Raw genomic sequence first — 25,212 nt, 5'->3', positions numbered from 1 at the left:
GGCGGCGGAATCACCCCGGGCGCGTAACATGATCGCCACTTTTCGATGACTTTGCGGTGACGCGCAGGAGGCCCGATGCCGAGCAGCTGGGAGCAGATCGTGGTGGACGCCGAGGACCCGGCGCGGCTCGCCCGGTGGTGGGCCGAGGCGCTGGGGTACGTGATCGTGCACGACTCGCCCGACGAGGTGGAGATCCGCCGCGACCGCGACCGCACGCCCGCCCTGCTGTTCATACCGGTGCCCGGCGCCAAGACGGTGAAGAACCGGCTCCACATCGACCTGCGGCCGGACGATCAGGAGTCCGAGGTGGAGCGGCTGGTCGACATGGGAGCCCGCCCGGTCGACATCGGCCAGGGTGACGTGACCTGGGTCGTGCTGGCCGACCCGGAGGGCAACGAGTTCTGCGTGCTGGCCTCGAAAAAGGGCTAGTAGCGGAACTCGCCGATCAGGGTGCGGATCTCGCCGGCCGCGCTGCTGACCCGCTCGGCGGACTGCCGGGTGGTGTTCGCACCCTCGGCGGTCTGCTCGGTCGAGGCGGTGATGTGCGACAGCGTGCCGCTGATCTCGCCGGCCGCCGACGAGACCTCGGCGACGTTGCGTGACATCAAGTCGGTCGTCGCGGACTGCTCCTCGACGGCGGCCGCGATCGTCCGCTGCCCGTCGTCGATCGCCGTGATGATGTCGGTGATCCGGGCGATCGCGTCCGCGGTGCCGGCCGTCATCTCCTGGATCGCCGAGATCTTCGCGGTGATGTCGCTGGTCGCCTGCGCGGTCTCCTGAGCCAGGTCCTTCACCTCGGTGGCGACCACCGCGAATCCCTTGCCCATCTCGCCGGCCCGGGCGGCCTCGATCGTCGCGTTCAGGGCGAGCAGGTTGGTCTGCTCGGCGATGTTGGTGATCAGCTGGACGATGGCGCCGACCTCCCGGCTCGCCTCGCTCAGCCGGCCCACTGCCTCGGCGGTTTCGGCCGCACTCTGGTTGGCCGCGTTGGTCGTGGTCGCGGCCGAGGTCGTCTGCCGGGCGATCTCCCGGATCGAGCCGGCCAGTTGCCCGGTCGCGACCGACATGTCCTGCACGGTCGCCGACACGTTGCGGGCCGAGGCGTCGGCGGTCCGGGCCTGGGACGACGTCTGCTCGGCCGAGTCGTCGAGCCGGCCCGCGAGCGTACGCAGGTCGCCGCTCGCCTCGGTGAGCGTGCCTACCCGGGCGGCCGTGGCGGCCACCGTCGTGCGGATGGAACCGAGCGCGTCGTTGAGGGCCTGGGCCATCGCGCCCAGTTCGTCGCGCCGAGTGACCGGCACCTCGGCGGTGAGGTCTCGGCGGGCGGCCGCGCGCAGCCCGGCCAGCATCTGCTGCAGCGGCCGGCGGATCGCCTGCAGTGTGCGCAATCCGACCAGGGCGGTGATCAGCGCACCTAGCACACCGGCCAGCAGGATGATCCAATCACTGGTGTGCGAGGTTTGGGTGCCGCGGGCGCTCGCTGCTTCCACCGCGGCCATCATCGCGTCGTCCAGCTGGGACAGGTCGGTCTCCAGCTGGTGATAGAGAGCGAGATAGGCCGCCAGTCCTGCGGGGGCGGGTTTTTCCGCCAGCTCGGTCGCCGACCGGACGTAGTCCACCAGCGGCGGCCGGATCCGGGTGTAGTCGTCCTGCAGGCTCGCCGGCGCCTCGACGGCCGCCGCGTCGTAGTTGTCCAGCAGCTCCGACCCGTGGTCGGTGACCTCGGCGACCGGGGCCTTCGCATAGAGCGCCGACATCACGTCGGCGCGCAGGGCGTCGTGCATCATGTCGGCGTTCCATTGGTGCGACATGCCGTCGCTGATCCGCGCGATGTCCCGGTTCGAGGCCGCCTGGCGCGACGAGCTGTAGACCGCGAACGTGACTACCAGAACGACCGCCACCAGGCCGGCTACGACCATGGCAACAAGGCGGCCGACAATCGTCAGACCGCTCTTTACCGACAAATCGGACTCCACGGCTTCCTCATCGGCACCAACGACGTCCCGCTTAGGCTGAATCCATGACGGCGTCCGACGCCCGGCGGTGGGTCACCGAAGCGGCCAAGGACAGCGGCTACGGACGCACGCCGTACCAGCGCGACCGGGCCCGCGTGCTGCATTCGGCCGGCTTCCGCCGGCTGGCATCCAAGACCCAGGTGCACACGGCCGGGTCCGACGATTTCCTGCGTACGCGGCTGACCCACTCGCTGGAAGTCGCGCAGATCTCCCGCGAGATGGGCGCCCGCCTCGGCTGCGACCCCGACGTCGTCGACGTGGCCGGTCTCGCCCACGACCTCGGCCACCCGCCGTTCGGCCACAACGGCGAGGCGGCCCTGCACGTGGTCGCCGAACCGTGCGGCGGCTTCGAAGGCAACGCACAGACCCTGCGGGTGCTCACCCGGCTCGAGGCCAAGGTGCCGGGGGCCGGCCTCAACCTCACCCGCGCCTCCCTGGACGCCACCTGCAAATACCCGTGGCCGCGGCAGCCCGGGCGGCGCAAGTTCGGGGTCTACTCCGACGACCTCGAGGTGTTCGAGTGGATCCACCCGGCCGGCCTCGGTGAACGGCGCTGCCTGGAAGCCCAGGTGATGGACTGGGCCGACGACGTGGCGTACTCGGTGCACGACGTCGAGGACGGCGTGCACGGGGCCTACATCTCGTTGCGTCCCCTGCTCGACGATCCGATCGAGCGGGCCGCGCTCTGTGCCGATGTCGCCGCCAGCTACTCGGACCAGTCCGCGGACGACCTCGTCGTTTCCCTGGAGGGCCTGCTGGCCGACCCGATCGTGACGGCCGTCGCAGACTACGACGGCACGTTCGGCTCCCAGGTCGCCCTCAAACGGATGACCAGCGTGCTGACCGGCCGTTTCGTGGCCTCGGCGGTCGGGGCCACCCAGAGCCACTACGGCACCGACTCGGTGCGGCGCTACCAGGCCGACCTCATCGTCCCCCGCACGGTCCGTGATCAGTGCGCGCTGCTCAAGGGCATGGCGTTGCGCTACGTCATGCGGTCCCGGGCGGCCGAGGACTGGTACGCGAAGCAGCGGACGATCCTGGCTGAGCTCGTCGACGTCTTACCGCGTACGCCGGAAGCTCTTGACCCGGTCTTCCGGCCTTTGTTCGAAGCCGCCCAGAGTGATGCCGCGGCACTACGCGTGGTGATCGACCAGGTCGCGTCGCTCACCGACCACGCCGCCGTGGCCTGGCACCGGACCCTGGTGGCGGCGCCGGGCTGACGCGAGGCAAGATGTCTGCCGTGGCCAGGGTCAAGGACGAGGACATCGCGCTGGTCCGGGACCGGACCACCATCGCCGACATCATCGGCGAATCCGTCACCCTGCGCCCAGCCGGCGGTGGCAACCTGAAGGGCCTCTGCCCCTTCCACGACGAGAAGACGCCGTCCTTCAACGTTTCCCCAGCTCGCAACGTGTACTACTGCCTGGCCGGCGAGACGAGGGTGATCACAGACCAGGGCATCCGCGAGATCCGGGAGCTGGCCGGGGGTCACCATCGGGTGATCACCACGCACGGCCGCTTCGTCGAAGCACCGTTCTTTTCCTTCGGCGAGCAGCCGCTGCTCCACGTGCGGCTCACCCGCAACGGCATCAGGAAGACCATCCGGGCGACCCCAGAGCACCGGTGGTTCGTGCGCACCCGTGGCGGCGGTCGTCCGGAACGACGGGCCGAGCGCACGACTTCCCAGCTCAAGGTCGGCGATCGCCTGGCATACGCCTTCCCGCGGGCTCTGAAGACCCGTGACTGCGGCCATTCCCTGGCGCCCTCGCCGTTCGGCGTGGCTCGGGGGATCGTCTTCGGCGACGGCACATTGCTCAACAAGGGCAGCATCGCCGTCCTCTACGGGGACAAAGATCGTGACCTGCTGAAGTGGTTCCCGCTCAGCGACACCTATTCGTCGCCGGGCAAGATCGTCGTCACCGACCTCCCGGCCTACTTCAAGACCGACCTGCCACCGCTCACCGAGTCCCTGACTTATCTTTTCGGGTGGCTGGCGGGCTATTTCGCGGCCGATGGCGACGTGGCGGCCGACGGCTGTATTTCGCTGAATTCGGCCCACCGCGAGCATCTGGAGTACGTCCGCGACCTGTGCACCCGGATCGGCGTCGGCACCTACAGCATCCGCGAGTACATCCGCACCGGGTTCGCAGACCTGCAACGGTCGAACGGTGAGATCGGCTGCACCGGCCCGATGTACCGCCTCACCCTGATGGGTGAGGACCTCCCCGAGGACTTTTTCCTGATCGCCGCCCATCGCGAGCGCTTCCTCCGGGCCCGCAAGAAGTACGAGCGACGCGGCTGGGTCGTCGAGGCGATCGAGGATCATGGCGAGGTCGAAGAGGTCTTCTGCCCCGTGGTCGAGGGCACGCACTCCTTCGTTCTCGAGGACAACATCCTCACCGGCAACTGCCATGGTTGCGGGGCCGGTGGGGACGCGATCAAGTTCCTGATGGATGCGGAGCATCTGTCGTTCGTCGAGTCGCTGGAGCGGCTCGCCTCGCGGGCCGGCCTGCAGCTGCGCTACGAGACCGACAACTCGGCGCCGGCCGGGCCGCGGCCCCCGAGCGGGCAGCGGCAGCGGCTGCTCGCCGCGCACGTCGACGCCGCCGACTTCTACCGTGAACAGCTGGGGACGCCCGGCGCGCGCAAGGCGCGTGAGTTCCTCGCGCAGCGCGGCTTCGGCCGCGACGCCGCCGAGCGGTACGGGTGCGGCTTCGCGCCCGACTCGTGGGACGCGCTCGCCAAGCATCTGCGGCAGAAGGGATATACGGCCGAGGAGCTCAACTCGGCCGGGCTCACCAAGCCGGCGCGGTCCGGGTCGCTGATCGACCGGTTCCGGCGGCGGCTGCTGTGGCCGATCAAGGACCTGGGCGGCGAGGTGATCGGGTTCGGGGCGCGGAAGCTGTTCGACGACGACGACGGCCCGAAATACCTGAACACGCCGGAGTCGCCGCTCTACAAGAAGTCCCACGTGCTCTACGGCGTCGACCAGGCCAAACGGGAGATCGCCAAGCGCGGCCGGGCGGTGATCGTCGAGGGCTACACCGACGTGATGGCCTGTCACGAGGCGGGCGAGCCGACCGCGGTCGCGACGTGCGGGACGGCGTTCGGGATCGATCACATCGGGGTGCTGCGGCGCCTGCTGATGGATTCCGACAGCTTCACCGGCGAGATCATCTACACGTTCGACGGGGACGCGGCCGGGCAGAAGGCGGCGCTGCGCGCCTTCGAGGAGGACCAGCGGTTCGTCGGGCGGACCTTCATCGCGGTCAGTCCGGACAACATGGATCCGTGCGAGTTGCGCCTGGCGCGCGGCGATCTGGCCGTACGCGACATGATCGCCGGCCGGGAGCCGCTCGTCGACTTCGCGCTGCGACACACGATCGCCCGCTTCGACCTCGACACCGTGGAGGGCCGGGTCGACGCGATGCGCAAGGCCGCCCCGCTGGTGGCGAAGATCAAGGACCGGGAGAAGCGGCCGGAGTACGCCCGGAAGCTGGCCGCTGATCTCGGGATGGATCTGGAACCCGTACAACGTGCGGTGAATGCCGCGGCCCGCGGCGCCGATGCTTCTCCCGCGGCGGCGCGCAAGGCGGCGGAGTCGCCGCAGCGTCTGGTCGAGCGTGAGTCGGTGAAGCTGGCCCTGCAGGAGCCGGTGATGGCCGGCCCGATGTTCGACACGGTCGGCCCGGAAAACTACGCCGACCCGGTCTATCAGGCCATCCGCGTGGCGATCGAGGCGGCCGGGGGAGCGTCGTCGGCGTCGACCGGTGGGGTGGTCTGGATCGAGAAGGTCCGTGACCTCTGTGACGACCTGGGCGCCAAGGCCTCGATCCCGGAGCTGGCGATCGAGCCGCTGCGGGTCGACGGGGTCGTCGATCCGCGCTACGTGCAGGTCACCATGGCCCGGCTCCAGGTCGGCTCGGTCACCACCCGCATCCGTGACCTCAAGTCGAAGATCCAGCGGATCAACCCGGTGGTCCACAAGGATGAATACTTCGCGCTCGCCGGCGATCTGGTGTCGCTGGAGCAGCAGGCGCGCGCCCTCCGCGATCAGGCAGTAGGTGGACTGTGAGCCTCTTTCGACGTCGTCCCAAGCTTCCGGCCGACCGCCGGCCGCCGCTGGAGTCCGACGAGCGCATCCTGACCTGGGCGGTGGTCGGCGACTCGGGGGACACCGTGCTGGTGGCGACCAACCGCGGGCTGTGGCTGCCGGACGGCAAGCGGCTCGGCTGGCACGAGATCCACAAGGCGGCCTGGTCGGGCCGGGAGCTGCGGATCACCCCGGCCGAGGTGGCGCAGACCCGCTCCGGCTACGCGGTGCTGGCCGACGGCCCGGTGGTGTCGTTCCTGCTGCTGGCGCCCGGTGACATGCCCGATCAGGTGCGCGCCCGGGTGACACGCTCGGTGGCTTATACGACCCACCATCCGATGCCGACCGGCGGCGTGCGCATCGTGGGCCGCCGGGTGAGCGGTGAGAACGGCCTGAGCTGGGCCGTCCGCTACGACGCGGGCACCCCGGTCGAGCTGCCGGCCGTGGCCGAGCTGACCGACGAGCTGGTCTCGTCCGCGCAGGCCACGATCGCGCCGCTTGACTGAGGCGATCGCCCGCGGAGCGAAGCGGAGCCGGCAAATATGTCAGACCCGGTGTCTAGGGTCTGAGGCGTGGACTCCCTCATTCGCGCGCGCGGCCTGATCAAGCGGTTCGGCGACTTCACTGCCGTCGCCGGCATCGACGTCGACGTCCAGCGGGGCGAGGCGTTCGGGTTCCTGGGGCCCAACGGGGCCGGCAAGAGCTCGACCATGCGCATGATCGGCTGTGTCTCGCCGCCGACCGAGGGGGTTCTCGAGATCCTCGGGCTCGACCCGCGCCGCGACGGCCCGCGCATCCGGGCCAAGCTCGGCGTCTGCCCGCAGCTCGACAACCTCGACATCGAGCTGAGCGTGCGGGAAAACCTGACGACGTACGCCCGCTTCTTCGGCATCCCGCGCAAGGTGGCCCGCCGCCGGGCCGACGAGCTGCTCCAGTTCGTGCAGCTGAGCGAGCGGGCCGACAGCAAGGTCGAGCCGCTGTCGGGTGGCATGAAGCGCCGGCTGACGATCGCCCGGGCGCTGGTCAACGAGCCCGAGATCGTGCTGCTCGACGAGCCGACCACCGGTCTCGACCCGCAGGCCCGTCATCTGGTCTGGGAGCGGCTGTTCCGGCTCAAGCAGCAGGGCGTCACGCTGGTCCTGACCACGCACTACATGGACGAGGCCGAGCAGTTGTGCGACCGGCTCGTGGTGATGGACGGTGGCAGGATCGTCGCCGAGGGGTCGCCCCGGGAGCTGATCGAGCGCTACTCGACCCGGGAGGTGGTCGAGCTGCGGTTCGCCGGTGACAGCCAGGAGGCGTACGCGGAGAAGCTCCAGTCCCTGGCCGAGCGCCTCGAGGTCCTTCCCGACCGCATCCTGCTCTACGTGCCCGACGGCGACGCCGCGGTGGCTGAGGTGCAGCGGGGCTCGCTGAGCCCGGTCAGCGTGTTCGTACGCCGCAGCAGCCTGGAGGACGTCTTCCTCCACCTGACCGGCCGCACCCTGGTCGATTAAGAAGGGGTGGACCGAGATGACCCCCGGCGTCTACGTGCTCGAATACCACCTGGTCAACTACAAGCGCACCTGGCGGGGCAGCGCGCTGTCCTCGCTGGTCATCCCGCTGCTCACGATGGTCGGCTTCGGCCTCGGGGTGGGCTCCTACGTCGATCAGGGCATCGACGGCGCGTCCTACCTCGACTGGATCGTGCCGGGCCTGATCGCCTCGACCGCGGTGCAGAGCGCGATCGGCGAGGCGACCTGGCCGGTGCTGGGCAACTTCGAGTGGCTGAAGGTCTACTTCGCCCAGGCGGCGGCCCCGCTGCGGGTCGCCGACATCCTCGGCGGCCACCTGGCCTTCATGATTTTCCGGGTGGTGACCAGTGCCGGCGTCTTCCTGGTGATCGCGGCCCTCTTCGGTTCGCTGCACTCGTGGTGGGCGCCGCTGACCCTGATCGCCTCGGTGCTGGCCGCTCTCGCGGTCGCCGCGCCGACGGCCGCCTACAGCGCCACCGTCACCACCGACAGCTATCTGGCCATTCTGCTGCGGTTCGCGGTGCTGCCGATGTCGCTCTTCTCCGGGGTCTTCTTCCCGGTCGAGTCGCTGCCGGTGCTGCTGCGCTGGGTCGCCTGGGTGCTGCCGCTGTCGCACGGCGTCGAGCTGAGCCGCGACGCGACGCTCGGCCGGGCACCCGGCTGGGCCGGGCTGTGGCACGTCGTCTATCTGCTCGCCTGGTGCGCGGCCGGCTGGTGGATCGCTCACCGCCGGTTCCGTCGCCGGCTCGTCGTCTGAGGAGGGCTCGACCGTGGTGACACTTGTTCTGCCGCGACTGGTGGCCTTCGAGGGCACCGGGCGGCGTTCGGCGCGGGTCGCCGAGCGCAACGTGGCCGCGCTGCGCTCGGCGTACTGGATCGTGATGATCTCCGGCTTCGTCGAGCCGGTGCTCTACCTGTTCTCGATCGGCGTCGGGGTGGGTGCGCTGATCGGCGACCTGACGCTGCCGGGCGGCCGGGTGGTCAGCTACGCCGAGTTCGTGGCTCCGGCGATGCTGGCGTCCTCGGCGATGACCGGGGCGCTGTCCGAGACGACGTTCAACTTCTTCGGGAAGATGAAGTTCATGCGGCTCTACGACGGCATCCTCGCCACGCCCGTACGCCCGATCGAGATCGCCCTCGGCGAGCTGAGCTGGGCGATGGTCCGCGGCGCCCTCTACTCCGCCGCCTTCCTGATCATCATGGTGCTGATGCATCTGACCACGGCCCTGCACGCCCTGGCCATGTTCCCGGCGACGATCCTGGTCGGCTTCTCCTTCGGTGCGCTCGGCATGACCGTGTCGACGCTGATCCGCAGCTGGCAGGAGTTCGACCTGATCGCCTCGGCCCAGTTCGCGCTGTTCCTGTTCTCCGGCACGTTCGTCCCGCCGACCTCGTACCCGGCCGCGCTCCGCTGGCTGGTCGAGTTCTCGCCGCTCTACCGCGCGGTCGATCTGATCCGCGCGCTGAGCGCCGGGGCGTTCGGCCGCACCCAGCTGATCGACGTCGCCTACCTGGCGGCTCTCATGGCGGTCGGCCTGGCCATCGCGGGGCGGCGCATGAACACCCTCCTGTGCAAGTAACGGACATCTGGTCCTCGTGGGCACGAATCGCCACGGGTGGGCTACGGAGTGTGGTTAAGGGTGCGACGCGGCGGGCATGAGCAGGTCAGGCCGCTGTCGCGCGGCGGCGGGGAGTGACCCGTGCGGGCGGCGGCCGATGGCATATGACCGACTCCTGCCGCGCTGGAGGCACCCGCGATGAAGCTCCTTGGTCACCGGAAGCACGAATCGGCCGACGCGAAGACGTCGCACGGAGGGGCCGAGGCCTCGGAGCCCCGGCACGGCCACCGCGACGACGAGGACGCCTGGGAGCGCGGTAAGAAGGACTACGACCTCGAGGCGGCCGCCACCACCGAGACCCCGGGTGTGGAGGCGAAGGACATCAACGCGCTGCCGCCCGACGCCGGCCCGGACAAGCCGAGCGAGCTGCGGGCCAAGGGCCTGATGGCGGCGGTCAAGCGGACCTTCAAGCAGTACTCGGTCGACAACCTGGGCGACTGGGCCGCCGCGCTCACCTACTACGGGGTGCTGTCGATCTTCCCGGGCGCGCTGGTGCTGGTGTCGATCGTGGGTCTGCTCGGCCCGAACGGTAAGGGCACGGTTCAGGACACCGTCCGCCAGATCGCCGGTAACAAGCAGATCGAGAACCTGGTCGACACCGTCCTCAGTCAGGTCCAGGGCTCGGGCTCGGCCGGCTTCGCGGCGATCATCGGTGTGGTGCTGGCGTTCTGGTCGGCGTCGGGTTACATCGCGGCGTTCATGCGGGCGTCCAACGCGGTCTATGACGTGCCCGAGGGCCGGCCGATCTGGAAGACGCTGCCGATCCGGGTCGGCGTGACGGCGGTCATCGGCGTGATGCTCATCCTCTCCGCGGTCATCGTCGTGTTCACCGGTTCCCTGGCCGAGGTGGTCGGCAGCAAGCTCGGCATGGGCGGCGTCGCCGTGACCGTGTGGAGCATCGCCAAGTGGCCGGTCCTGATCATCCTGGTCAGCCTGATGTTCGCGATCCTCTACTGGGCCTCCCCGAACGCCAAGACGGGCGGCTTCCGCTGGATCAGCCCGGGCGGCATCTTCGCCGTCGTGCTGTGGCTGATCGCGTCCGGCGCGTTCGCGATCTACCTGGCCAACTTCGCCAACTACAGCAAGACGTACGGGACCCTCGGCGGCGTGATCGCGTTCCTGGTCTGGCTCTGGATCTCGAACATCGCGATCCTGTTCGGCGCCGAGCTCGACGCCGAGCTGGAGCGGGGCCGGGCGATCGCGGCCGGCCACGACCCGAACGACGAGCCGTTCCTCGAGCTCCGGGACGATCGCAAGATCAAGAAGGGCAGCGAGCACGGTCTGAGCGCGGGCTGATACGACCCGTAGATTTCCCGACCGGTGCACCCGCACGAGTGATCGTCGCGTGCGTGTCCGAGTGTGCAATTAGCGCACATCCGCTCTCGCACTCTGAGGCGTGGCGGCTTGCCAGGAAACACTCTTACCGGCTGGTCACCGCTGCCCCAGTCATCCATGGATGCCGATTCGGTGGGCCCTCCTGGATCATGTCCGGGCCGGTCACCGCATCGCACGGACCGTACGCCGCTGATCCCGGTGGCACATGACGCTCGTATTCGTGGGCAAGTGACCCACGGATGGAGGGCGTCATGGCAACCCGTCGGCCCGCGGCGCGCACTTCGAGCACCGGGGCCCACATGGTCCATACTGGATCAGCTAGCACGCGCGAATGCACGTGCAGATGCACCGGTGCCCTTGTCCAGGGAGGACTCTGATGCGGCTGCGACACCCGACCGGCCGCATCGTGCACCTCGGCTACGAGATCACCCCCCGGCCCGCCCGCCGGGTCGCCCAGGTGATCGCCCAGCTCGACACCTATGCCGCGGTCCGCACCATGATCGGTGCCGACTCGCTCGGCGTGAGCCTCTGGCTTCCGCCCGCGCTCGCCGCCGCCCTCGCCACCGGAGCACGGATCCGCACCCGGCTGCGTGCCGAACTCGACGCCCGACGGCTCGAGGTCGTCACGCTGAGCGGACTGTCCTTCGACGAGGAGAACGGCTCACCCTTCGCTGAGGGCGGCGGCGAGCAGCTCTTCTGGGACGAACCGGCCCGGCGCGAATACACGCTCGACCTCGCCCGCGTCCTCGTCGACCTCCTGCCCGACGAAACCGTCCGCGGCGCCGTCAACACCATCGGGCTCGCGCCCAAGGACCACTGGGACGAGGAGACCGCGAAAACCGGCACCGGCATCCTCCGCCGCCTGTCCGGCGGCCTCGCCGACATCGCCTGGCAAACCGGACGCGCGGTCCGGGTCGGATTCCACACCGCCTCCGGGTACGCGCTCGACAGCCCCGAAGAAACCGTGGCCGCGCTCGCCCGCATCGACAAGGACCGCCTCGGCGTGCGCCTCGACCTCGACCACGTCACCCGCACGTGGGACGACCCGGTCGCCGGCCTGGAAACGCTCTTCGACGCCGGGCTCTCGATCATCGAAGTCCGCCTCACCGCGGCCCCCGGCCCCCGGCTCGACGCCTGGCGCGCGGCCCTCGCCATGCTGCTCGGCCCCGACGGTCCCCGCACCGAATATCTGACGCTCGCCCGGCACGTCGACGACCCCTCGGCGGAACAGATCGCGTCGGACCTCGCGTACCTCCGGGCGGAGCTCGCCGCCCTCGGCCTCGCGCCGGAGAACGAACCCTGCGCGGCCCGCTGATTCCGACCCCCGGGCAGGCCGAAGGCCGCCCCCCGGGGGGAAGGGGAACGGCCTTCGGCAAATCCGGCAGAGTTAGACGGTGCTGCCGGACGTGGTGCTGTTCGACGAGCTCAGCGGCTGAGAGTCCGACGACGACGTCTGCAGCTTCTCGCCCAACTTCGTCGACTGCAGCTTGTCCTTGCTCTCGCTGTAGAGCTTCGTGGCCTGCGCCTGAGCAACCCCCGCGGCCTCCTGCACCGTCGGGTTCTCCCAGACCTTCTTCGCGTTCGCCCGGATCTCTTCGTACTTCTCCCGGCCGGCACGGCTGCCCAGGACGAAGCCCGCCGCGAGACCGGTGATGAACATCAGCTTTCCGCGCATGATGGCGGCTCCTTCCGTTCGGTGACGCGCCTGCGTCACTGCGGGTATACCCATCCTTCCCGTCGGATACTCCTGCGGGCCGAGTTTCCCCGGCGACGGCGCGCCCGGGGAACCCCTTCGCGCGGACGCCGGCCCGTCATGTACTCTGTTCCCCGGCACCAGGAAGGGTGGGTGCCAGCACGATCCCGCATAGCTCAATTGGCAGAGCAGCCGGCTGTTAACCGGCAGGTTATAGGTTCGAGTCCTATTGCGGGAGCCAGAGCAGCAGTTCGAAGGCCACCTTGGGTGGCCTTTTCTCGTTCCGGCCCCTAGCCGGCCCTGACGAATGGGCGGCGGGTGGTTACTGCTCGGCCGAGGTGTGCAGCGCCGGGCTGCTGGCTGTGGCCCAGCTGGCCAGCAGGCGTAGCGCGTCGTGGGCCGGGGTGCCCGCTTCGGCGCTGTAGGCGGTCAGGGTCAGTCCCGGGTCGGCGGGCAGCGGCATCGCCTCGAACGCCAGGTCGAGCCGGCCCACGACGGGGTGCTGGAACTGTTTGGCGCCGGTGTGGTGCAGGCGCACGTTGTGGGCCGCCCAGCGGGTGCGGAAGTCGTCGCTGCGGGTGGCGAGCTCGCCGACCAGTTCGCTCAGTGCTTTGTTGTACGGGTCGCGGCCGGCCTCGGTGCGCAGCAGATTGACGGTGGTGTCCGCGGCGCCCTTCCAGTCGGGATAGAAGTCGTCGGCGGCCGGATCGAGGAAGCAGAACCGGGCCAGGTTGACCGGTCGCGGGCCGGAGGCGAAGGCGGGCGAGTAGAGCGCCTCGCCGAGAAGGTTCGCCGCGAGGACGTCGAGCCGGCCGTTGCGGACGAACGCGGGGGCGTCGGTCATGGCGTCGAGCAGGATCCGTATCCCGGGGCGGATCTGCTGCTTCGGCGGGCGCCGCCGGGCCCGCGGGCTCGTGTTGGCGGCGCGGGCCAGGTCGTGCAGGTGGGAGTGCTCCGCCTCGTCGAGTTGCAGGGCGCGGGCAATGGCGTCGAGGACACTGTCGGAGACGCCGGACAGGTTGCCGCGTTCCAGACGGGTGTAGTAGTCGGGGCTGACTCCGGCCAGCATCGCCACCTCGGCCCGGCGCAGCCCGGCGACCCGGCGGGTGCCGCCGAAGTTGGGGAGTCCGGCCTGTTCGGGCGTGATCCGGGCGCGCCGGGAGGCCAGGAACTCGCGTACGTCGCCCTGGGTGTCCATGCCAGCCACGGTACGGTCCGCGGCGGGCGGCAGAGGGGTCCTGTCATTACCTGCCAAGCCGGGCCCCGATCGGGGCAGGTCGGAATGGAACCACGGTGAGTTGGGCATCTCATTGCGAATGGGCAACCTCCGAACATCACAGCCACCGCCGAAGGCCCAGGAGCTGCACGCCTGGGTTCTCAACACCACGGCCGAGTTGAGAATGCTGCGGGCGAACCTGTACGAAGCGCTGACCGGGAACCCGCTGGTGGCCGGCGAGAGCCTGGACGACATCCCCGAACGGGTGGTGCTCGTGGCCACCGAACTCGCCACCAACGGGATCAGGCACGGCCGGCCGCCCACGGTGATCCGGCTGTTGTGTACCGACGACGAGTTCGTTCTCGACGTCGCCGACGACGACCTCGAGAACCTTCCCGAACTGGTGGACGCCCGGCCGGCCGACGGGGGCGGCCGCGGGCTGCTCATCGCCCGGTCGTTCTCGCTGGACGTCGGCTGGTACGCGACCGGGTCCACCAAGCACATCTGGGCGTCGTTCCCGCGTACCGCGCCTGACGGGGTATAGCTAGGCATACCTGAAGAGTCGCCCTGGTGTCATGGTTTGCGCCGCGCGGATTCGCCAAGCTGGTCGCCATGACGAGAACGTGGCGTGCGCTCGCGGCGACCGTGACCACTGCGCTGGCCGCGAGCCTGCTGTGGGTGGTGCTGTCGGTCCCGCTGACGCCGCTGGTCGTGGCCGTGCTGCTGGTGCGCGACCGGCCGACCGACACCCACCTGGTGATCGCGGCGGTGCTCGGGCTGGTCAGCGCGGGCCTGCTCGTGTTTCTGGGTCCGCGGCTCGCGACGGCGGTGGCCGTGGTCGAGCGATGGCGCCTGCGGCTGCCGGCCGCTTCCCCCGATCCCGGCGCGTGGCGTGCGCTGACGTACACCCTGTTGCTGGTCGTCGTCGCGCCGCCGTGGCTCGGCGTGATGGCGCTGGCCGGTGCGCTCGTGGTCTCCACGCCGATCGCGGTCTATCACCGGATCGCCACCGCGAACGCCATCGGCGACGTGGCCGGCCGCCTCGCGCTGGGGCTGGTGCTGGTCCCGGTCGTGCTGGGGCTGGCGTCGGTGTTCGCCTCCGGGCACGCCGCGGTGGCGCGGAGGCTGCTGGGTGCCCTGCCCGACCCGGCTGAGGCCCGGCTGGTCGAGGTGACCCGCTCGCGGGCGCGGATGGCCGACGCGTTCGACGCCGAGCGGATGCGGATCGAGCGTGACCTGCACGACGTCGCCCAGCAGCGGCTGGTCAGCCTCACCATGCAGCTCGGCCTGGCCAAGCTCGACCTGCCGGCCGGATCGCCCGCCGCCGAGGCTCTGACCTCGGCTCTCGAACAGGGCAAGGCCCTGATGGCGGAGCTACGCGATCTCGTACGCGGGATCAGCCCGTTGACCCTGCGGGAGCTCGGCCTGCGGGCCGCGGTCGAGGAGCTGGCGGCCGGCAGCCCGCTGCGGATCACGGTCGACGTGGTCGCCGGCCGATTCGCGCCCGGAGCGGAGACGGTGGCGTTCGCGGCGGTGTCGGAGGCTCTGGCCAACACGGCCAAGCACGCCGCCACCGGCCACGCCGCCGTCGCCGCCCGGCGCTCGGGCGATCTGCTGACCGTCGAGGTCCGCGACGACGGGCCGGGCGGGGCCGACCCGTCGCGGGGCACCGGTCTCACCGGTCTCGCCGACCGGGCGGCGGCCGCCGGGGGCCGGCTGTTGATGTCGAGCCCGCCCGGCGGGCCGACGATCCTGCGGGTGGAGTTGCCGTGCGCGTCGTGATCGCCGAAGACTCGGTCCTGCTCCGCGAGGGGCTGGCCGGCCTGCTGGCCCGGTTCGGCTTCGACGTCGTCGCCGCGGTGGGCGACGCGCCCGCACTGCTCGCCGCCGTCGAGGAGACCATCCCCGACCTGGTCGTCACCGACGTGCGCATGCCGCCCGGCTTCACCGACGAGGGGCTGCGGGCGGCCGTGGCCCTCCGCGCCGCCCACCCGGGCCTCGCGGTGGTGGCGCTGAGTCAGTGGGTGCAGCACAGCTACGCCGGCGAGCTGCTCGCCTCGGGCGACGGCCGGGGGATCGGCTATCTGCTCAAGGACCGGGTGGCCGACGTGGCCGAGTTCGTCGAGAAACTCCGCCGGGTGGCGGACGGCGGCACGGTCGTCGACCCCGAGGTCGTACGCCGCATGATGCTCGCCCGTCGCGACCCACTCGGCCGCCTGTCCCCGCGAGAAAGCGAAGTGCTCGCGCTGCTCGCCGAGGGCCACTCCAACGCGGCGATCGCCCGCACCCTCGACCTGAGCGAAGCCGCCGTGGGCAAGCACATCGGCAACCTACTGGCCAAGTTGCACCTCCCGATCAGCGACGACACCAATCGGCGGGTCCTCGCCGTACTCACCTATCTACGAGGTCAATCATGAAAAGGCTTGCCGCCCTCACGGTCGCTCTCCTGGTCGCGTTCGTTCTCGCCCCGGCCACCCTGGCGGCCAACGGTTCCACCACCGACCTGACCTCCCAGGGTCGCCTCGTTGCCGCCTTCCGGGGCGCGTTCGTCGGGTACTGGGGTTCCGGCGAGCGGGCCTTCGACCCGGCCATGCGGAGCGTGGTCGACTACTGGTTCCGCTACCACGTGGCCAAGGCCGCGCTCGCGGCCGCGCTGCTGGTCGCGCTCCTCGGGCTCGGCGTGGCCATCTGGCGGCGCTTTCTCCGGGCGGGCGGTCTGCGGGCCGCCGCGCTGGCGACCGGTGGCACCGTGGTCACGGGCCTGGCGGTGCTCTCGCTGGCGGCCGTGATGGCCAACATCCACGGCATGGCGGCGCCGTTCGGCTCGCTGCTGCCGATGCTGTTCGGAGACGCCGGCACCCGTTCCGACGCCGGATTGGCCACCACGCTCAGCCAGGTCAGGCAGCAGCTGGCCGACGGGCACCACCCGCCCGCCCTCGAGGCGATCACCAGTGACTACATCAAGTTCCACGCGGTGATGGCGATCGAGGGCGCGATCGTGGTTCCCGTGCTGCTCGCTCTGACCGTCCTGCTGTGGCGCCGGTTCACCCGGGCTTCGTCCCGGCGAACCCGGCGGCTGCTGGCCGCGTACGGCGTTTTCACGCCGCTGCTCGCGCTGACCCTGGCCGTGATCGTGGTCGCCAACGCGACCACGGCCGCCCACCCGCAACCCGGCCTCGAAGGCTTCTTCGCCGGCGGCTGGTGACCTCGGCTGTTCACCATCGAGGGCGTGGTGCGCGGCCGATAGGGCCTCAGGCGCCGACCGTGCCGAGCAGGTGCCGCACGACGCCGGTCATCTCGGTGCGGGTGCGGGACAGGTATTTCCGGGGATCGACCACTTTGGCGTCGTGGTCGAGGAATTCCCGTACGCCGTGGGTGTACGCGATGTTCAGCGCCGTCCCGATGTTGATTTTGCGGATGCCGGCCGCGACCGCGCGGGACAGGTCCTCGTCGGGGACCCCGGAGGAGCCGTGCAGGACCAGCGGCACCGGGACCGCGGCGGCCAGGGCGGCGATCAGGTCGTGGTCGAGGGTGGCGGTGCGGGTGGTCATGGCGTGCGAGCTGCCGACCGCTACGGCCAGGGCGTCCACGCCGGTCTGGGCCACGAACTGCCGGGCCTCGTCCGGGTCGGTGCGTACGCCGGCGGTGTGGGCGCTGGCCGGGGCGTCGGGCTTGCCGCCGACGTAGCCGAGTTCGGCCTCCAGCCACAGGCCGTTGTCGTGCGCCCAGCGGACCGCGGCGGCGGTGTGGGCGACGTTGTCCGGATAGGACTCGTGGGCGGCGTCGAACATGGCCGAGGAGAAGCCCGCGTCCGCGGCCTGGTGCAGCAGGGCCATGTCGGTGACGTGGTCGAGGTGCAGGCCGACGCCGACCGTGGCCGACTCGGCGAGTGCGGCGGCGGCGCGGGTCAGGGGGATCGGGCGGCCGGCGTGGAACTTCACGGCGTTCTCGCTGATCTGGACGATCACCGGGGCGCCGGCCTCCTCGGCGCCGCGGACCACGGCCTCGATGTGCTCCAGCGTGATCACGTTGAACGCCGCGATCGCCGAGTGGCGCTCGCACGCCTCGCGGACCAGTTCGGACGTGGGGATCAGCGGCACGACGCCACCTCGCTGACCGGGTCGGAGAGGGAGATCAGGGGCACGGGGCCACCTCCTGGACGGATGAGGATGCGGCTAGTTCGCGGTACAGGGGTTCGTCGATCTGGCCCGCGACCGGGGCGGCTACGGCGGCGCCGGCCAGGGCCATGGCGTCGGCGAGCACGTCCGGCAGCGGCGACCGGTGGGCCAGGCCCCGGGCGATGCCGGCCGTCAGGGCGTCGCCGGCCCCGGTCGGGTTGCCGGAGACCTGGCGGGGCGGGGTGGCGGTCCAGCCGTGGCGGCCGTCCGAGGCGACCAGGCCGTCGCGGCCGGCGGAGATCACCACGGCGCTGCCGGTGCGCCCGGCCAGGGTCGATGCGGCGGCGAACAGCGAAGCCGGGCCGGCGTCGGGCAGGCCGGCCTCGGCACGGTTCGGGGCCAGGACGGTGGGGCCCGCTTCGGCCGCGGCCAGCATCTGACTTCCGGACGCATCGACCACCGTCGTGATTTTGTGGTGCTTGGCCCGGCGTACGAGAAGGCCGTAGGCATCGCCCGGCGCGCCGGGCGGCACCGAGCCGGACATGACCGCCACCTCGCAGGTTTTGGCCAGTTCGTCGAAGGTCTCGGTGAAGCGGGTCCAGTCGTCGGTGGTCAGCGGGGGGCCGGGCTCGTTGAAGACGGTGGCGTCGGCGTCGTCGACCACCGTGATCGTCTGACGGGTGCCGGCCTCGATCTCGGTGAGCCGGTCGATCACGCCCGAGCCGGCCAGTGCAGCGCGGAGCCACCGGCCGGGGGCGCCGCCGGCGAAACCGCAGAGCGTGACCGGCTCGCCCAGCTGGGCCAGCACCCGGGCCACGTTGACGCCCTTGCCGCCCGGCCGCCGATGCACCGTCGAGACCTGGTGCGAGGCGCCGGGGCGCACCGCATCGACCACATAGGTGACGTCGACCGCCGGGTTGAGGCAGACCGCGAGTATCACAGGGTCACGACGGACCGGGTCAGATGTGTGGGTACGTCGGCGTCGCGCCCGGCGGCGGTGGCCCAGGCGACGGCGTGGCGCTGGATCGCGACGAGTTCGGCCTGCGGGTCGCGGGTGCCCTGGCGTACGGTCGCGCCGGTCGCCTCGATGGCCTCGACCTGCACCGGGGTGAGCTCGGTCAGCGCCCAGACCAGGGTGCCCGGGCCGGCGACGCTGATCGGGCCGTGGCGGTATTCGCCGCTCGCGTAGGCCTCGGCCCACATCCCGACCGACTCGCGGCACTTCAGGGCCGCTTCCTGGGCGAGCGCGGCCGCCCAGCCGGTTCCGAGCACGACCAGTTGGCGCGGGGCCGGGGTGGTCGTCGCCTCGGCCAGCGCCGAGCGGGCCTGACCGGGGAGGTCCGAGGTCTCCAGACCGAGATGTGTGCGCAGCAGCGTGAGCAGGGTGGTCGGGAAACGGGTCTGCACAACGCTTTTCTCGTCGGCGTAGGACAGGTCGACGATGTCGGTCGCGTGGTCGCCGACCGGCGTGCCCAGCTCGCCGAGCACGGCCGTGACCGGGGTGCCGGCGGGCAGCGCCTGGAGGGCCTGCACGACCTCGGTGGTGGTGCCGGAGCGGCTGATCGCGATGACGCGGTCGTAGTCGCGGACGATCGGCGGCAGCTCGGAGGCGATCAGAGCGTCGGTGACGCCGTGACCTGCCTGCTCGCGCAGCCACGCGTAGGCGGCGGCGACATAGTACGAGGTGCCGCAGCCCAGCACGAGCACGCGCTGACCCTTGGCCGGCAGCCCGGTGATCTTCTGAGAAGAGGCCCGCTCCCAGCACTCCGGCTGGCTGCCGATCTCCTGAGCGGTGGTCTGTCCGAGTTTCAAAGAGGTGTCGGTCACGAGACGTCCTTCGAGTCGAGGGTTACTTGACGCTGCCGCTCAGCAGGCCGTTGACGATGAAGCGATTGAGGGCGACCGCGATCACGGCCGGTACCGCCAGAGCGAGCACGCCGGCCGCGTTGAGCAGCCCGAACGGCACCACGTGCCGGCCCTGCAGGGCGGCGATGGCGACGGTGAGCGGCTGGGTCGAGATGTCGCTGGAGAGCACGAGCGGGAACAGGAACTGGGCCCACGCGAACAGGAACGTGATGATCGCGGTCGAGACGATGCCGGGCCAGGCCAGCGGCAGCACGATCCGCCACAGGATCTGCATGCGGCCGGCGCCGTCGACCTGACCGGCCTCCTCGATCGCGATCGGCAGGCTGATCATGTAGCTGTGCAGGATCCAGGTCGCCAGCGGCAGGAAACCCGAGACGTAGACCAGGACGATGCCCGTGTACGTGTTGACCAGCCCGAACACGCTCATGATCCGATAGAGCGGAATCAGCGTCGTGTAGGCCGGGAACGCCATGGTCGCCAGGACGGCATAGAACAGCAGCTGCCGGCCGCGGAATTTCATCCGCGCGAAGGCGTACGCCGCGAGCGTGGCCAGCACGACCGTGATGATCGTGGCAGCGGCGCACTCGATGGAGATGTTGATCGAGGACTGGCGGATGGTGTCCGGGATCTCGCCCGCTCCCGACAGCAGCGCGCGATAGTTGTGCAGCGTCGGCGTCGGCGGCACGTAGTGCGAGGGCTTGGCGCTGATCTGCGAGTCGGTCTGCAGGCTGGTGTTGAGCGTCCAGTACAGCGGCACCAGCGACCACAGGACGATGAACGCGATCCCGATCGTGCGGATCCAGTGACGACGGCTTGTTGGCATCAGAACTCCACCTGCCGGTAGACCAGCTTCACGACCCCGAGCGAGACGATCAGCGTGGCGACGGTGATCAGCAGCGAGAGCGCGTAGCCCTCGCCGAAGTCGAGGTTCTGGAAACTGATGAAGTAGGTCTGCATGGTCAGCGAGGCCCCGGTGTCGGCCGAGCCGTTGAGCACGTACGGCTGGTCGAACACGTTGAGGGTCGCGATGACCGCCTGCACCATGGCGATCGCGATGCCCGGCCGGGCCAGCGGCAGCGTGATCCGCCGCAGCGCCTGCCAGGGCGTGGTGCCGTCGAGCACCGCCGCCTCGTAGAGCTCGCCCGGGATGTTCTGCAGCGAGGCCAGGATCAGCAGCGTGGACAGCGGCGTCATCTGCCAGACCTGCACCAGTTCGATGGCGAAGATGGTGAGGAACCGGTGCTGGCCGAGGAAGACCTGATAGTGGTCGATCAGGTGGAACGAGGTGAGCACGCTGTTGAGCAGGCCGGTGTTGCTGTCCCAGATGCCGGTCCAGACGATGCCCTCGACGACGCCGGGCAGCGCCCACGGGAGGATCAGTACGGCGATCAGGATCGAGCGGCCGCGGAACGGCCGCTGCAGGGTGACCGCCATGATGATCCCGAGCAGCGTCGACAGGATCACGCCGATCAGCACGTACAGGCCGGTGTTGACCAGGCTCGACCGGATCGCGTTGTCGGCGAACAGGTTCCGGAAGTTGTCGAGGCCGTTGAACGTCGTCGGCGGGTTGAGCTCGTCGACCCGGAAGAACGACTGGACGATCGTCACGCCGGCCGGGAACAGCGCCAGCGCCACGATGAACACCGCCAGCGGCGTGACCAGGGCGTACGGGAGAAGGTCGAACCGCCGCCCGCGGCGCCCGGGTTTCCGGGGCGCCGCGGTGCGGGCCGGCCGCACCTCGCTGTGGGTACCGACCATCAGCTCGACAGCTTGTTCGCGGTGCCGGCGATCGCCTTGATGGCGTCGTCGACGCTCATCGAACCGGTCGCCGCGGCGTGCAGGTTGGTGTAGACCGACTTGGAGAACTCCGGGTACCACGAGGGCGCGCCCTGCGGGAACACCGGCTTCGCGCTGTTCTTGAGCAGGTCACCGAGCTGCTGGCCGCCGATCAGCTTGCCCTTCTGGGTCAGCTCGGTCATGCCGGTCAGCCGCGACGGCAGGAAGTAGCCGGGCATCACCTTGTCGGGACCGCTCGCCCCGGCGAAGTCGGCCTGGTTCTGCCCGTTGGTGAACCAGTCGATGAACTTGGCCGCGGCGGCCGGGTACTTCGCCTGGCGCGGGATGCCGATGCCGTCCGGGTTGCTCATGTTGGGGCCGATCCCGCTGACGCCCGGCGTCGGCAGGTATTCGACCTGGTCGACCACGGTCGAGGAGGCCGGCACGCTGTAGAGACTCCCGACGTTGCCCGAGTAGTCGCCGAAGGTGCTGGCCACCTGGCCCTTGGCCATCAGTGTCTGCTGGCCCTGGCTGTCGGCGACGTTGATGTTGCCCGGCGGCACCAGGCCGTTCTTCTTGATCGCGTCGACCATCCACTGGGCGGCCTTGTAACCGGGGGAGTCGGCGGTCGCGAACTGCGGCTTGCCGGAACCGTCGAGGATCGTGCCGCCGAACGCCGCGGTGGTCTGGTACCAGTTCGTCGACAGGCCCTCGGCCGCGGCGAACGGGATGTTGAGCGGGTACTGCACGACGCCCTTGCTCTTGATCTGCTTCAGGTCGTTCGTGTACTCGTCGATCGTGGTCGGCATGGTCGTGATGCCGGCCTTCGTGAACAGCTTCTTGTTCACGGTGGTGACCAGGAACGACGCGTCGTACGGGATGCCGATGACCTTCCCGTCCGAGGTGAACGAGGTCAGCTGCGGCATCTCGCCGGCCAGCGACTTGGTGTCGAGGTAGTTGTCCATCGGGTAGAACCAGTTGAGCTTGCCCAGCTGGCCGACCCGCGACCAGTCGACGTCGGTCGCGTCGGCGAAGTAGGTCTTCGCGGTCGCCGCCGCGGCGATCTTGGTCTGCAGGCTGTCCCAGTCGGTGTTGGTCCACTTGACCGTGATGCCGGTGCTCTTGGTGAAGGCGTCGATCGAGGCCTGCGGCGGGGGCTCGGTGGCGAGGGCGACCGTGATCGTCACGCCGGTGGTCTTGGAGGATTCGGCGCTGCTCTTGCTCTTGCCACCGCAACCGGTGGTCAGGGCGCCCACGAGCACCACGGCCCCGGCGCTCAAAAGGATTCTGGAGGAAGTCATCACGGTCAGCCCTTCTCGTACTGACGACGCGCACCCTGGTGCACACATGCGCAACCGGGGGCCGCAGTGGGGACGACGATGGCACCGGGTATGCGCACGGTCAAGACAAGATTGCGCAGTTGTTGCGTAACGTGCAGCTTAGGTCGGTAAAGCTGCGCGTTACGCGCATCTGAGATGAGTAAAGGTGCAGAAGGGCCGTATCGAAATGCGCGGGCGCGGTGCTAGCGTCTCCGCCATGCAACGCAAGCAACGCCTGCGCGAGATGGTGTCGGCGATCGTTGAGAAGGGCGGCCTCGAGGTCGAGGACCTGGCCGAACTGTTCGACGTCTCGCACGCCACGGTCCGCCGCGACCTCGAGGTATTGGAGAAACAGCGCCTGGTCAGCCGCACCCGGGGCGGGGCGACCACGCACGCCTCGTTCAACGACCTGCCGCTGTCCTACAAGACCGAGCAGGACACGGGCGAGAAGCGGCGCATCGCGCGGCAGGCGCTGAGGTTCCTCGACGGGGCCCGGGTCATCGGCACCACCGGTGGCACCACGGTGTCCGAGTTCGCCCGGCTGCTCATGGAACGCGACGGGCTGACCATCGTCACCAACGCGCTCAACGTGGCGACCTACCTCGTGTCCAACCCGCGGCTGCGGGTTTTCTCGGCCGGCGGCGAGGTGCGCAGCAGCAGCCAGGAGGCGGTCGGGCCGAGCGCCGAGAGCTTCATGGCCGGCTACAACATCGACGTGGCGTTCATCGGGGTCGACGGGGTCGACGCGGTGGCCGGCTGCACCAACTACGACCCGGTCGGCTGCCGGGTCAACGCCGTGCTGCGCGAACAGGCCCGGATCAGCGTCGTGCTCGCCGACGCCACCAAGATCGGCCGGGTGGCGCTCGCCCAGGTCTGCAAGATGTCCGACGTGGACGTGCTGGTCACCGACGGCCGGGCGAGTGCCTCGGCCCTGGATGCGATCCGGGCTCAGGGTTGCCAGGTGCTCACGGTTTGAGCGTTAGTTGCTCAAAAAGTGAGCGGGAGCTTCCGCTTCCTCGAACACCAGCAGCGTCCGTGTATTGACCACCCCCGGCATGTCCTGGATGACGTTGAGAACCAGGCGACCCAGCTCGGCGTTGTCGGTCATGCGGACCAGCAGGATGGCGTCGAACTCGCCGCCGACCAGGGCCACGTGCACCACCCCCGGCAGGGCGCGGAGCTTCTCCCGTACGACCCGCCATTCGGTCTGGCGCAGATTGATCGTCACGTAGGCCGACGTGCCGAGGCCGGCCGCGACCGGATCGACGTCGGCGCGGAAACCCCGGATCACGTTCGTCGCGCGCAGCCGCTCGACCCGGGCGTACGCGTTGGCGCGCGAAATGTGCAGCCGCTCGGCCAGCGTGCGCATCGACATGCGCCCGTCGGCGACGAGCTCGTCGAGGATGCCGCGGTCGATGTCGTCCAGAGGCTCGGCCATTCGTCTCATCCTCCTCTTTCGGGGCCTCCCGTCGCTGGACGTTCGGCGGTTTTTTGCCCGGTGACCGGGAACGTTATCTCGCTTTTCCGGCAGTTGTGGAGTCCGAATGGCAACGCTACGACGATTGCGCCATGACAGGTGATGGACACCTTCTCCCCTCGGACGTTCCGGTCACGCTGGTGGACCCCAGCGGGCGGACGGTCGACAACCCGGCCTTCCCCCGGCCCGATGATCAAGCGCTGATGGTGGCCTTCGCGGCCCTGGTCACCGGGCGGCGATTCAACGAGCAGGCGAACGCGCTGGTCCGGCAGGGCCGGCTCGCGGTGTACCCGTCGTCGCACGGGCAGGAGGCGTGCCAGGTCGCCGCCGCGCAGGTGCTGGCCGACGGCGACTGGCTGTTCCCGACCTACCGCGACACGGTGGCGATCATGACCCGCGGCGTCGACCCGGTCGAGGCGCTCAGCCTGCTCAAGGGTGACTGGCACTGCGGCTACGACCCGAACGAACACCAGGTCGCCCCGCACGCGACACCGCTCGCCACCCAGCTGCCGCACGCGGTCGGCGTGGCCCACGCGGCCCGGCTGCGCGGCGAGCCGACCGTGGTCATGGCGATGTGCGGCGACGGCGCAACCAGCGAGGGCGACTTCCACGAGGCGCTCAACTTCGCGGCCGTCCTCCGCGCGCCGGTGATCTTCTTCGTGCAGAACAACGAGTACGCGATCAGCGTCCCCCTGGCCAAGCAGACCGCGGCGCCGTCGCTCGCCCACAAAGGCATCGGCTACGGCATCCAGGGGGAGCGGGTCGACGGGAACGACGCGGCGGCGCTGCTCGCGGTGCTCGGGGCGGCGGTGGCCCGGGCCCGCTCCGGAGGCGGCCCCCAGCTGATCGAGGCGCACACGTACCGGGTGCAGGCGCACACCAACGCCGACGACGCGACCCGCTACCGGGACGAGTCCGAGGTGACGCCGTGGCTCGCGCGCGACCCGCTCACCCGCCTGTCGGCGTACCTGCAGCTCAGCGAGGACCAGCTGGCCGCGTTCCGGGCGGAAGCCGACCGCGTCGCCGCCTACGTGCGCGACGGCATCAACACGGACGTCGAACCCGACCCGTCCGCGCTCTTCCGCGACGTCTACGCGCGGGCCACCCCGCAACTGCGCGAACAGGCCGCGATGCTCGCGGACGAACTCTCCCGGGAGGCAGCGCTGTGACC

25 protein-coding genes, 1 tRNA gene and 2 pseudogenes are annotated in these 25,212 nt (G+C 70.1%); 18 read left to right on the top strand and 10 right to left on the bottom strand.

Translation table 11 applies throughout. From position 1 onward, the window contains the following. Positions 1–75: 75 nt before the first annotated feature. Positions 76–429: a VOC family protein gene (locus ACIA5C_RS29575; protein WP_396060328.1), complete on the top strand. Its 354-nt coding sequence runs from the start codon at positions 76–78 to the stop codon at positions 427–429. Here ACIA5C_RS29575 and ACIA5C_RS29570 read toward each other — a convergent pair. Next, positions 426–1,919: a methyl-accepting chemotaxis protein gene (locus tag ACIA5C_RS29570; RefSeq protein WP_396060325.1), complete on the bottom strand. Its 1,494-nt coding sequence runs from the start codon at positions 1,917–1,919 to the stop codon at positions 426–428. The genes ACIA5C_RS29575 and ACIA5C_RS29570 overlap by 4 nt on opposite strands. A 101-nt stretch (positions 1,920–2,020) precedes the next feature. Between ACIA5C_RS29570 and ACIA5C_RS29565 the strand changes: the two genes are divergently transcribed. The 10 genes and pseudogenes from ACIA5C_RS29565 to ACIA5C_RS29520 all read left to right on the top strand — a co-directional run bounded on the left by ACIA5C_RS29565 (position 2,021) and on the right by ACIA5C_RS29520 (position 11,891). Next, the gene (locus tag ACIA5C_RS29565; RefSeq protein WP_396060322.1) at positions 2,021–3,235 is read left to right on the top strand and encodes a deoxyguanosinetriphosphate triphosphohydrolase; all 1,215 of its coding nucleotides are present in this window, start codon (positions 2,021–2,023) and stop codon (positions 3,233–3,235) included. Positions 3,236–3,246: 11 nt separating this feature from the next. Next, positions 3,247–3,438 (top strand): annotated as a pseudogene (locus ACIA5C_RS29560) (CHC2 zinc finger domain-containing protein); the annotation flags it as partial. Continuing rightward, positions 3,427–4,128, top strand: a pseudogene (locus tag ACIA5C_RS29555) (LAGLIDADG family homing endonuclease); the annotation flags it as partial. The pseudogenes ACIA5C_RS29560 and ACIA5C_RS29555, both read left to right, overlap by 12 nt. A 78-nt stretch (positions 4,129–4,206) precedes the next feature. Next, entirely contained in the window at positions 4,207–6,090 is a 1,884-nt protein-coding gene (gene dnaG / locus ACIA5C_RS29550) for a DNA primase (RefSeq protein WP_396060634.1), read from the top strand. Then, positions 6,087–6,614 (top strand): hypothetical protein, encoded by a 528-nt coding sequence (locus ACIA5C_RS29545; RefSeq protein ID WP_396060319.1) that lies wholly within the window; start codon positions 6,087–6,089, stop codon positions 6,612–6,614. The genes dnaG and ACIA5C_RS29545 overlap by 4 nt, the downstream gene beginning before the upstream one ends. Positions 6,615–6,680: 66 nt before the next feature. Then, on the top strand, positions 6,681–7,604 hold the full coding sequence (locus ACIA5C_RS29540; RefSeq protein ID WP_396060317.1) for an ABC transporter ATP-binding protein: 924 nt from the start codon (positions 6,681–6,683) through the stop codon (positions 7,602–7,604). 16 nt (positions 7,605–7,620) lie between these two features. Then, positions 7,621–8,379 carry an ABC transporter permease gene (locus tag ACIA5C_RS29535; RefSeq protein ID WP_396060314.1) on the top strand — a complete coding sequence of 253 codons (759 nt, stop codon included), beginning with the start codon at positions 7,621–7,623 and terminating at the stop codon, positions 8,377–8,379. A gap of 13 nt (positions 8,380–8,392) precedes the next feature. Beyond that, complete coding sequence (locus ACIA5C_RS29530) at positions 8,393–9,202, top strand: ABC transporter permease (RefSeq protein WP_396060311.1); 810 nt, start codon at positions 8,393–8,395, stop codon at positions 9,200–9,202. Between the two features lie 177 nt (positions 9,203–9,379). Continuing rightward, a complete protein-coding gene (locus ACIA5C_RS29525; protein ID WP_396060309.1) occupies positions 9,380–10,537 on the top strand; it encodes a YihY/virulence factor BrkB family protein in 1,158 nt (385 codons plus the stop codon). A gap of 415 nt (positions 10,538–10,952) precedes the next feature. Beyond that, positions 10,953–11,891, top strand: coding sequence for a hypothetical protein (locus ACIA5C_RS29520; protein WP_396060306.1), 939 nt, complete (start codon positions 10,953–10,955; stop codon positions 11,889–11,891). Between the two features lie 72 nt (positions 11,892–11,963). Here ACIA5C_RS29520 and ACIA5C_RS29515 read toward each other — a convergent pair whose 3' ends face one another. Beyond that, entirely contained in the window at positions 11,964–12,251 is a 288-nt protein-coding gene (locus tag ACIA5C_RS29515; RefSeq protein ID WP_396060304.1) for a hypothetical protein, read from the bottom strand. Between the two features lie 183 nt (positions 12,252–12,434). Here ACIA5C_RS29515 and ACIA5C_RS29510 point away from each other — a divergent pair. Then, a tRNA-Asn gene (locus ACIA5C_RS29510) sits at positions 12,435–12,510 on the top strand. A gap of 81 nt (positions 12,511–12,591) precedes the next feature. On the opposite strand, the gene ACIA5C_RS29505 is transcribed toward ACIA5C_RS29510, so the two are convergent. Beyond that, on the bottom strand, positions 12,592–13,467 hold the full coding sequence (locus tag ACIA5C_RS29505) for a helix-turn-helix transcriptional regulator (RefSeq protein ID WP_396060301.1): 876 nt from the start codon (positions 13,465–13,467) through the stop codon (positions 12,592–12,594). A 118-nt stretch (positions 13,468–13,585) separates the two neighbouring features. Here ACIA5C_RS29505 and ACIA5C_RS29500 point away from each other — a divergent pair, with 118 nt between their 5' ends. From ACIA5C_RS29500 to ACIA5C_RS29485, 4 genes are all read left to right on the top strand, one after another. Then, entirely contained in the window at positions 13,586–14,029 is a 444-nt protein-coding gene (locus ACIA5C_RS29500; protein ID WP_396060298.1) for an ATP-binding protein, read from the top strand. Between the two features lie 68 nt (positions 14,030–14,097). After that, positions 14,098–15,267, top strand: a complete 1,170-nt coding sequence (locus ACIA5C_RS29495; protein WP_396060295.1) for a sensor histidine kinase — start codon at positions 14,098–14,100, stop codon at positions 15,265–15,267. Further along, positions 15,255–15,902, top strand: coding sequence for a response regulator transcription factor (locus tag ACIA5C_RS29490; RefSeq protein WP_396060292.1), 648 nt, complete (start codon positions 15,255–15,257; stop codon positions 15,900–15,902). The genes ACIA5C_RS29495 and ACIA5C_RS29490 overlap by 13 nt, the downstream gene beginning before the upstream one ends. Further along, positions 15,899–16,690: a hypothetical protein gene (locus ACIA5C_RS29485; protein ID WP_396060290.1), complete on the top strand. Its 792-nt coding sequence runs from the start codon at positions 15,899–15,901 to the stop codon at positions 16,688–16,690. Before ACIA5C_RS29490 ends, ACIA5C_RS29485 begins: the two co-directional genes overlap by 4 nt. Before the next feature lie 46 nt (positions 16,691–16,736). On the opposite strand, the gene ACIA5C_RS29480 is transcribed toward ACIA5C_RS29485, so the two are convergent. Genes ACIA5C_RS29480 through ACIA5C_RS29455 form a run of 6 tightly spaced genes read right to left on the bottom strand, consistent with a single transcriptional unit; the run spans position 16,737 to position 22,546 of the window. Further along, positions 16,737–17,585 carry a ketose-bisphosphate aldolase gene (locus ACIA5C_RS29480; protein WP_396060287.1) on the bottom strand — a complete coding sequence of 283 codons (849 nt, stop codon included), beginning with the start codon at positions 17,583–17,585 and terminating at the stop codon, positions 16,737–16,739. A 34-nt stretch (positions 17,586–17,619) separates the two neighbouring features. Continuing rightward, complete coding sequence (locus ACIA5C_RS29475) at positions 17,620–18,543, bottom strand: 1-phosphofructokinase family hexose kinase (RefSeq protein ID WP_396060285.1); 924 nt, start codon at positions 18,541–18,543, stop codon at positions 17,620–17,622. Further along, positions 18,540–19,430, bottom strand: coding sequence for an SIS domain-containing protein (locus tag ACIA5C_RS29470; RefSeq protein ID WP_396060282.1), 891 nt, complete (start codon positions 19,428–19,430; stop codon positions 18,540–18,542). Before ACIA5C_RS29470 ends, ACIA5C_RS29475 begins: the two co-directional genes overlap by 4 nt. Before the next feature lie 22 nt (positions 19,431–19,452). Continuing rightward, positions 19,453–20,292 carry a carbohydrate ABC transporter permease gene (locus ACIA5C_RS29465; RefSeq protein ID WP_396060279.1) on the bottom strand — a complete coding sequence of 280 codons (840 nt, stop codon included), beginning with the start codon at positions 20,290–20,292 and terminating at the stop codon, positions 19,453–19,455. Further along, positions 20,292–21,227, bottom strand: coding sequence for a carbohydrate ABC transporter permease (locus ACIA5C_RS29460; RefSeq protein ID WP_396060277.1), 936 nt, complete (start codon positions 21,225–21,227; stop codon positions 20,292–20,294). Before ACIA5C_RS29460 ends, ACIA5C_RS29465 begins: the two co-directional genes overlap by 1 nt. Continuing rightward, complete coding sequence (locus ACIA5C_RS29455; protein WP_396060274.1) at positions 21,227–22,546, bottom strand: ABC transporter substrate-binding protein; 1,320 nt, start codon at positions 22,544–22,546, stop codon at positions 21,227–21,229. Before ACIA5C_RS29455 ends, ACIA5C_RS29460 begins: the two co-directional genes overlap by 1 nt. Positions 22,547–22,781: 235 nt before the next feature. Between ACIA5C_RS29455 and ACIA5C_RS29450 the strand changes: the two genes are divergently transcribed. Then, positions 22,782–23,540 (top strand): DeoR/GlpR family DNA-binding transcription regulator, encoded by a 759-nt coding sequence (locus ACIA5C_RS29450; RefSeq protein ID WP_396060271.1) that lies wholly within the window; start codon positions 22,782–22,784, stop codon positions 23,538–23,540. 3 nt (positions 23,541–23,543) lie between these two features. Here ACIA5C_RS29450 and ACIA5C_RS29445 read toward each other — a convergent pair whose 3' ends face one another. After that, complete coding sequence (locus ACIA5C_RS29445; RefSeq protein WP_396060268.1) at positions 23,544–24,002, bottom strand: Lrp/AsnC family transcriptional regulator; 459 nt, start codon at positions 24,000–24,002, stop codon at positions 23,544–23,546. A gap of 131 nt (positions 24,003–24,133) precedes the next feature. Between ACIA5C_RS29445 and ACIA5C_RS29440 the strand changes: the two genes are divergently transcribed. Next, on the top strand, positions 24,134–25,210 hold the full coding sequence (locus ACIA5C_RS29440; protein ID WP_396060266.1) for a thiamine pyrophosphate-dependent enzyme: 1,077 nt from the start codon (positions 24,134–24,136) through the stop codon (positions 25,208–25,210). Positions 25,211–25,212 lie beyond the last annotated feature (2 nt).

Source organism: Actinoplanes sp. NPDC051343 (assembly GCF_044455125.1).
In the GTDB taxonomy this organism is placed as follows: Bacteria; Actinomycetota; Actinomycetes; order Mycobacteriales; family Micromonosporaceae; genus Actinoplanes.
The sequence above is the reverse complement of the archived record's forward strand: the minus strand, read 5'-3'. Positions and strand labels throughout refer to the sequence as shown.

Bases quoted from the DNA above. Each gene is read 5' to 3' on its own strand.
- ACIA5C_RS29570 (WP_396060325.1), bottom strand. From the start codon at position 1,919: ATGGTCGTAGCCGGCCTGGTGGCGGTCGTTCTGGTAGTCACGTTCGCG.
- ACIA5C_RS29440 (WP_396060266.1), top strand. From the start codon at position 24,134: ATGACAGGTGATGGACACCTTCTCCCCTCGGACGTTCCGGTCACGCTG.
- ACIA5C_RS29525 (WP_396060309.1), top strand. From the start codon at position 9,380: ATGAAGCTCCTTGGTCACCGGAAGCACGAATCGGCCGACGCGAAGACG.
- ACIA5C_RS29535 (WP_396060314.1), top strand. From the start codon at position 7,621: ATGACCCCCGGCGTCTACGTGCTCGAATACCACCTGGTCAACTACAAG.
- ACIA5C_RS29455 (WP_396060274.1), bottom strand. From the start codon at position 22,546: ATGACTTCCTCCAGAATCCTTTTGAGCGCCGGGGCCGTGGTGCTCGTG.
- ACIA5C_RS29575 (WP_396060328.1), top strand. From the start codon at position 76: ATGCCGAGCAGCTGGGAGCAGATCGTGGTGGACGCCGAGGACCCGGCG.
- ACIA5C_RS29460 (WP_396060277.1), bottom strand. From the start codon at position 21,227: ATGGTCGGTACCCACAGCGAGGTGCGGCCGGCCCGCACCGCGGCGCCC.
- ACIA5C_RS29495 (WP_396060295.1), top strand. From the start codon at position 14,098: ATGACGAGAACGTGGCGTGCGCTCGCGGCGACCGTGACCACTGCGCTG.
- ACIA5C_RS29565 (WP_396060322.1), top strand. From the start codon at position 2,021: ATGACGGCGTCCGACGCCCGGCGGTGGGTCACCGAAGCGGCCAAGGAC.
- ACIA5C_RS29450 (WP_396060271.1), top strand. From the start codon at position 22,782: ATGCAACGCAAGCAACGCCTGCGCGAGATGGTGTCGGCGATCGTTGAG.
- ACIA5C_RS29505 (WP_396060301.1), bottom strand. From the start codon at position 13,467: ATGGACACCCAGGGCGACGTACGCGAGTTCCTGGCCTCCCGGCGCGCC.
- ACIA5C_RS29485 (WP_396060290.1), top strand. From the start codon at position 15,899: ATGAAAAGGCTTGCCGCCCTCACGGTCGCTCTCCTGGTCGCGTTCGTT.
- ACIA5C_RS29500 (WP_396060298.1), top strand. From the start codon at position 13,586: ATGGGCAACCTCCGAACATCACAGCCACCGCCGAAGGCCCAGGAGCTG.
- dnaG (WP_396060634.1), top strand. From the start codon at position 4,207: ATGTACCGCCTCACCCTGATGGGTGAGGACCTCCCCGAGGACTTTTTC.
- ACIA5C_RS29515 (WP_396060304.1), bottom strand. From the start codon at position 12,251: ATGCGCGGAAAGCTGATGTTCATCACCGGTCTCGCGGCGGGCTTCGTC.
- ACIA5C_RS29465 (WP_396060279.1), bottom strand. From the start codon at position 20,292: ATGCCAACAAGCCGTCGTCACTGGATCCGCACGATCGGGATCGCGTTC.
- ACIA5C_RS29520 (WP_396060306.1), top strand. From the start codon at position 10,953: ATGCGGCTGCGACACCCGACCGGCCGCATCGTGCACCTCGGCTACGAG.
- ACIA5C_RS29445 (WP_396060268.1), bottom strand. From the start codon at position 24,002: ATGGCCGAGCCTCTGGACGACATCGACCGCGGCATCCTCGACGAGCTC.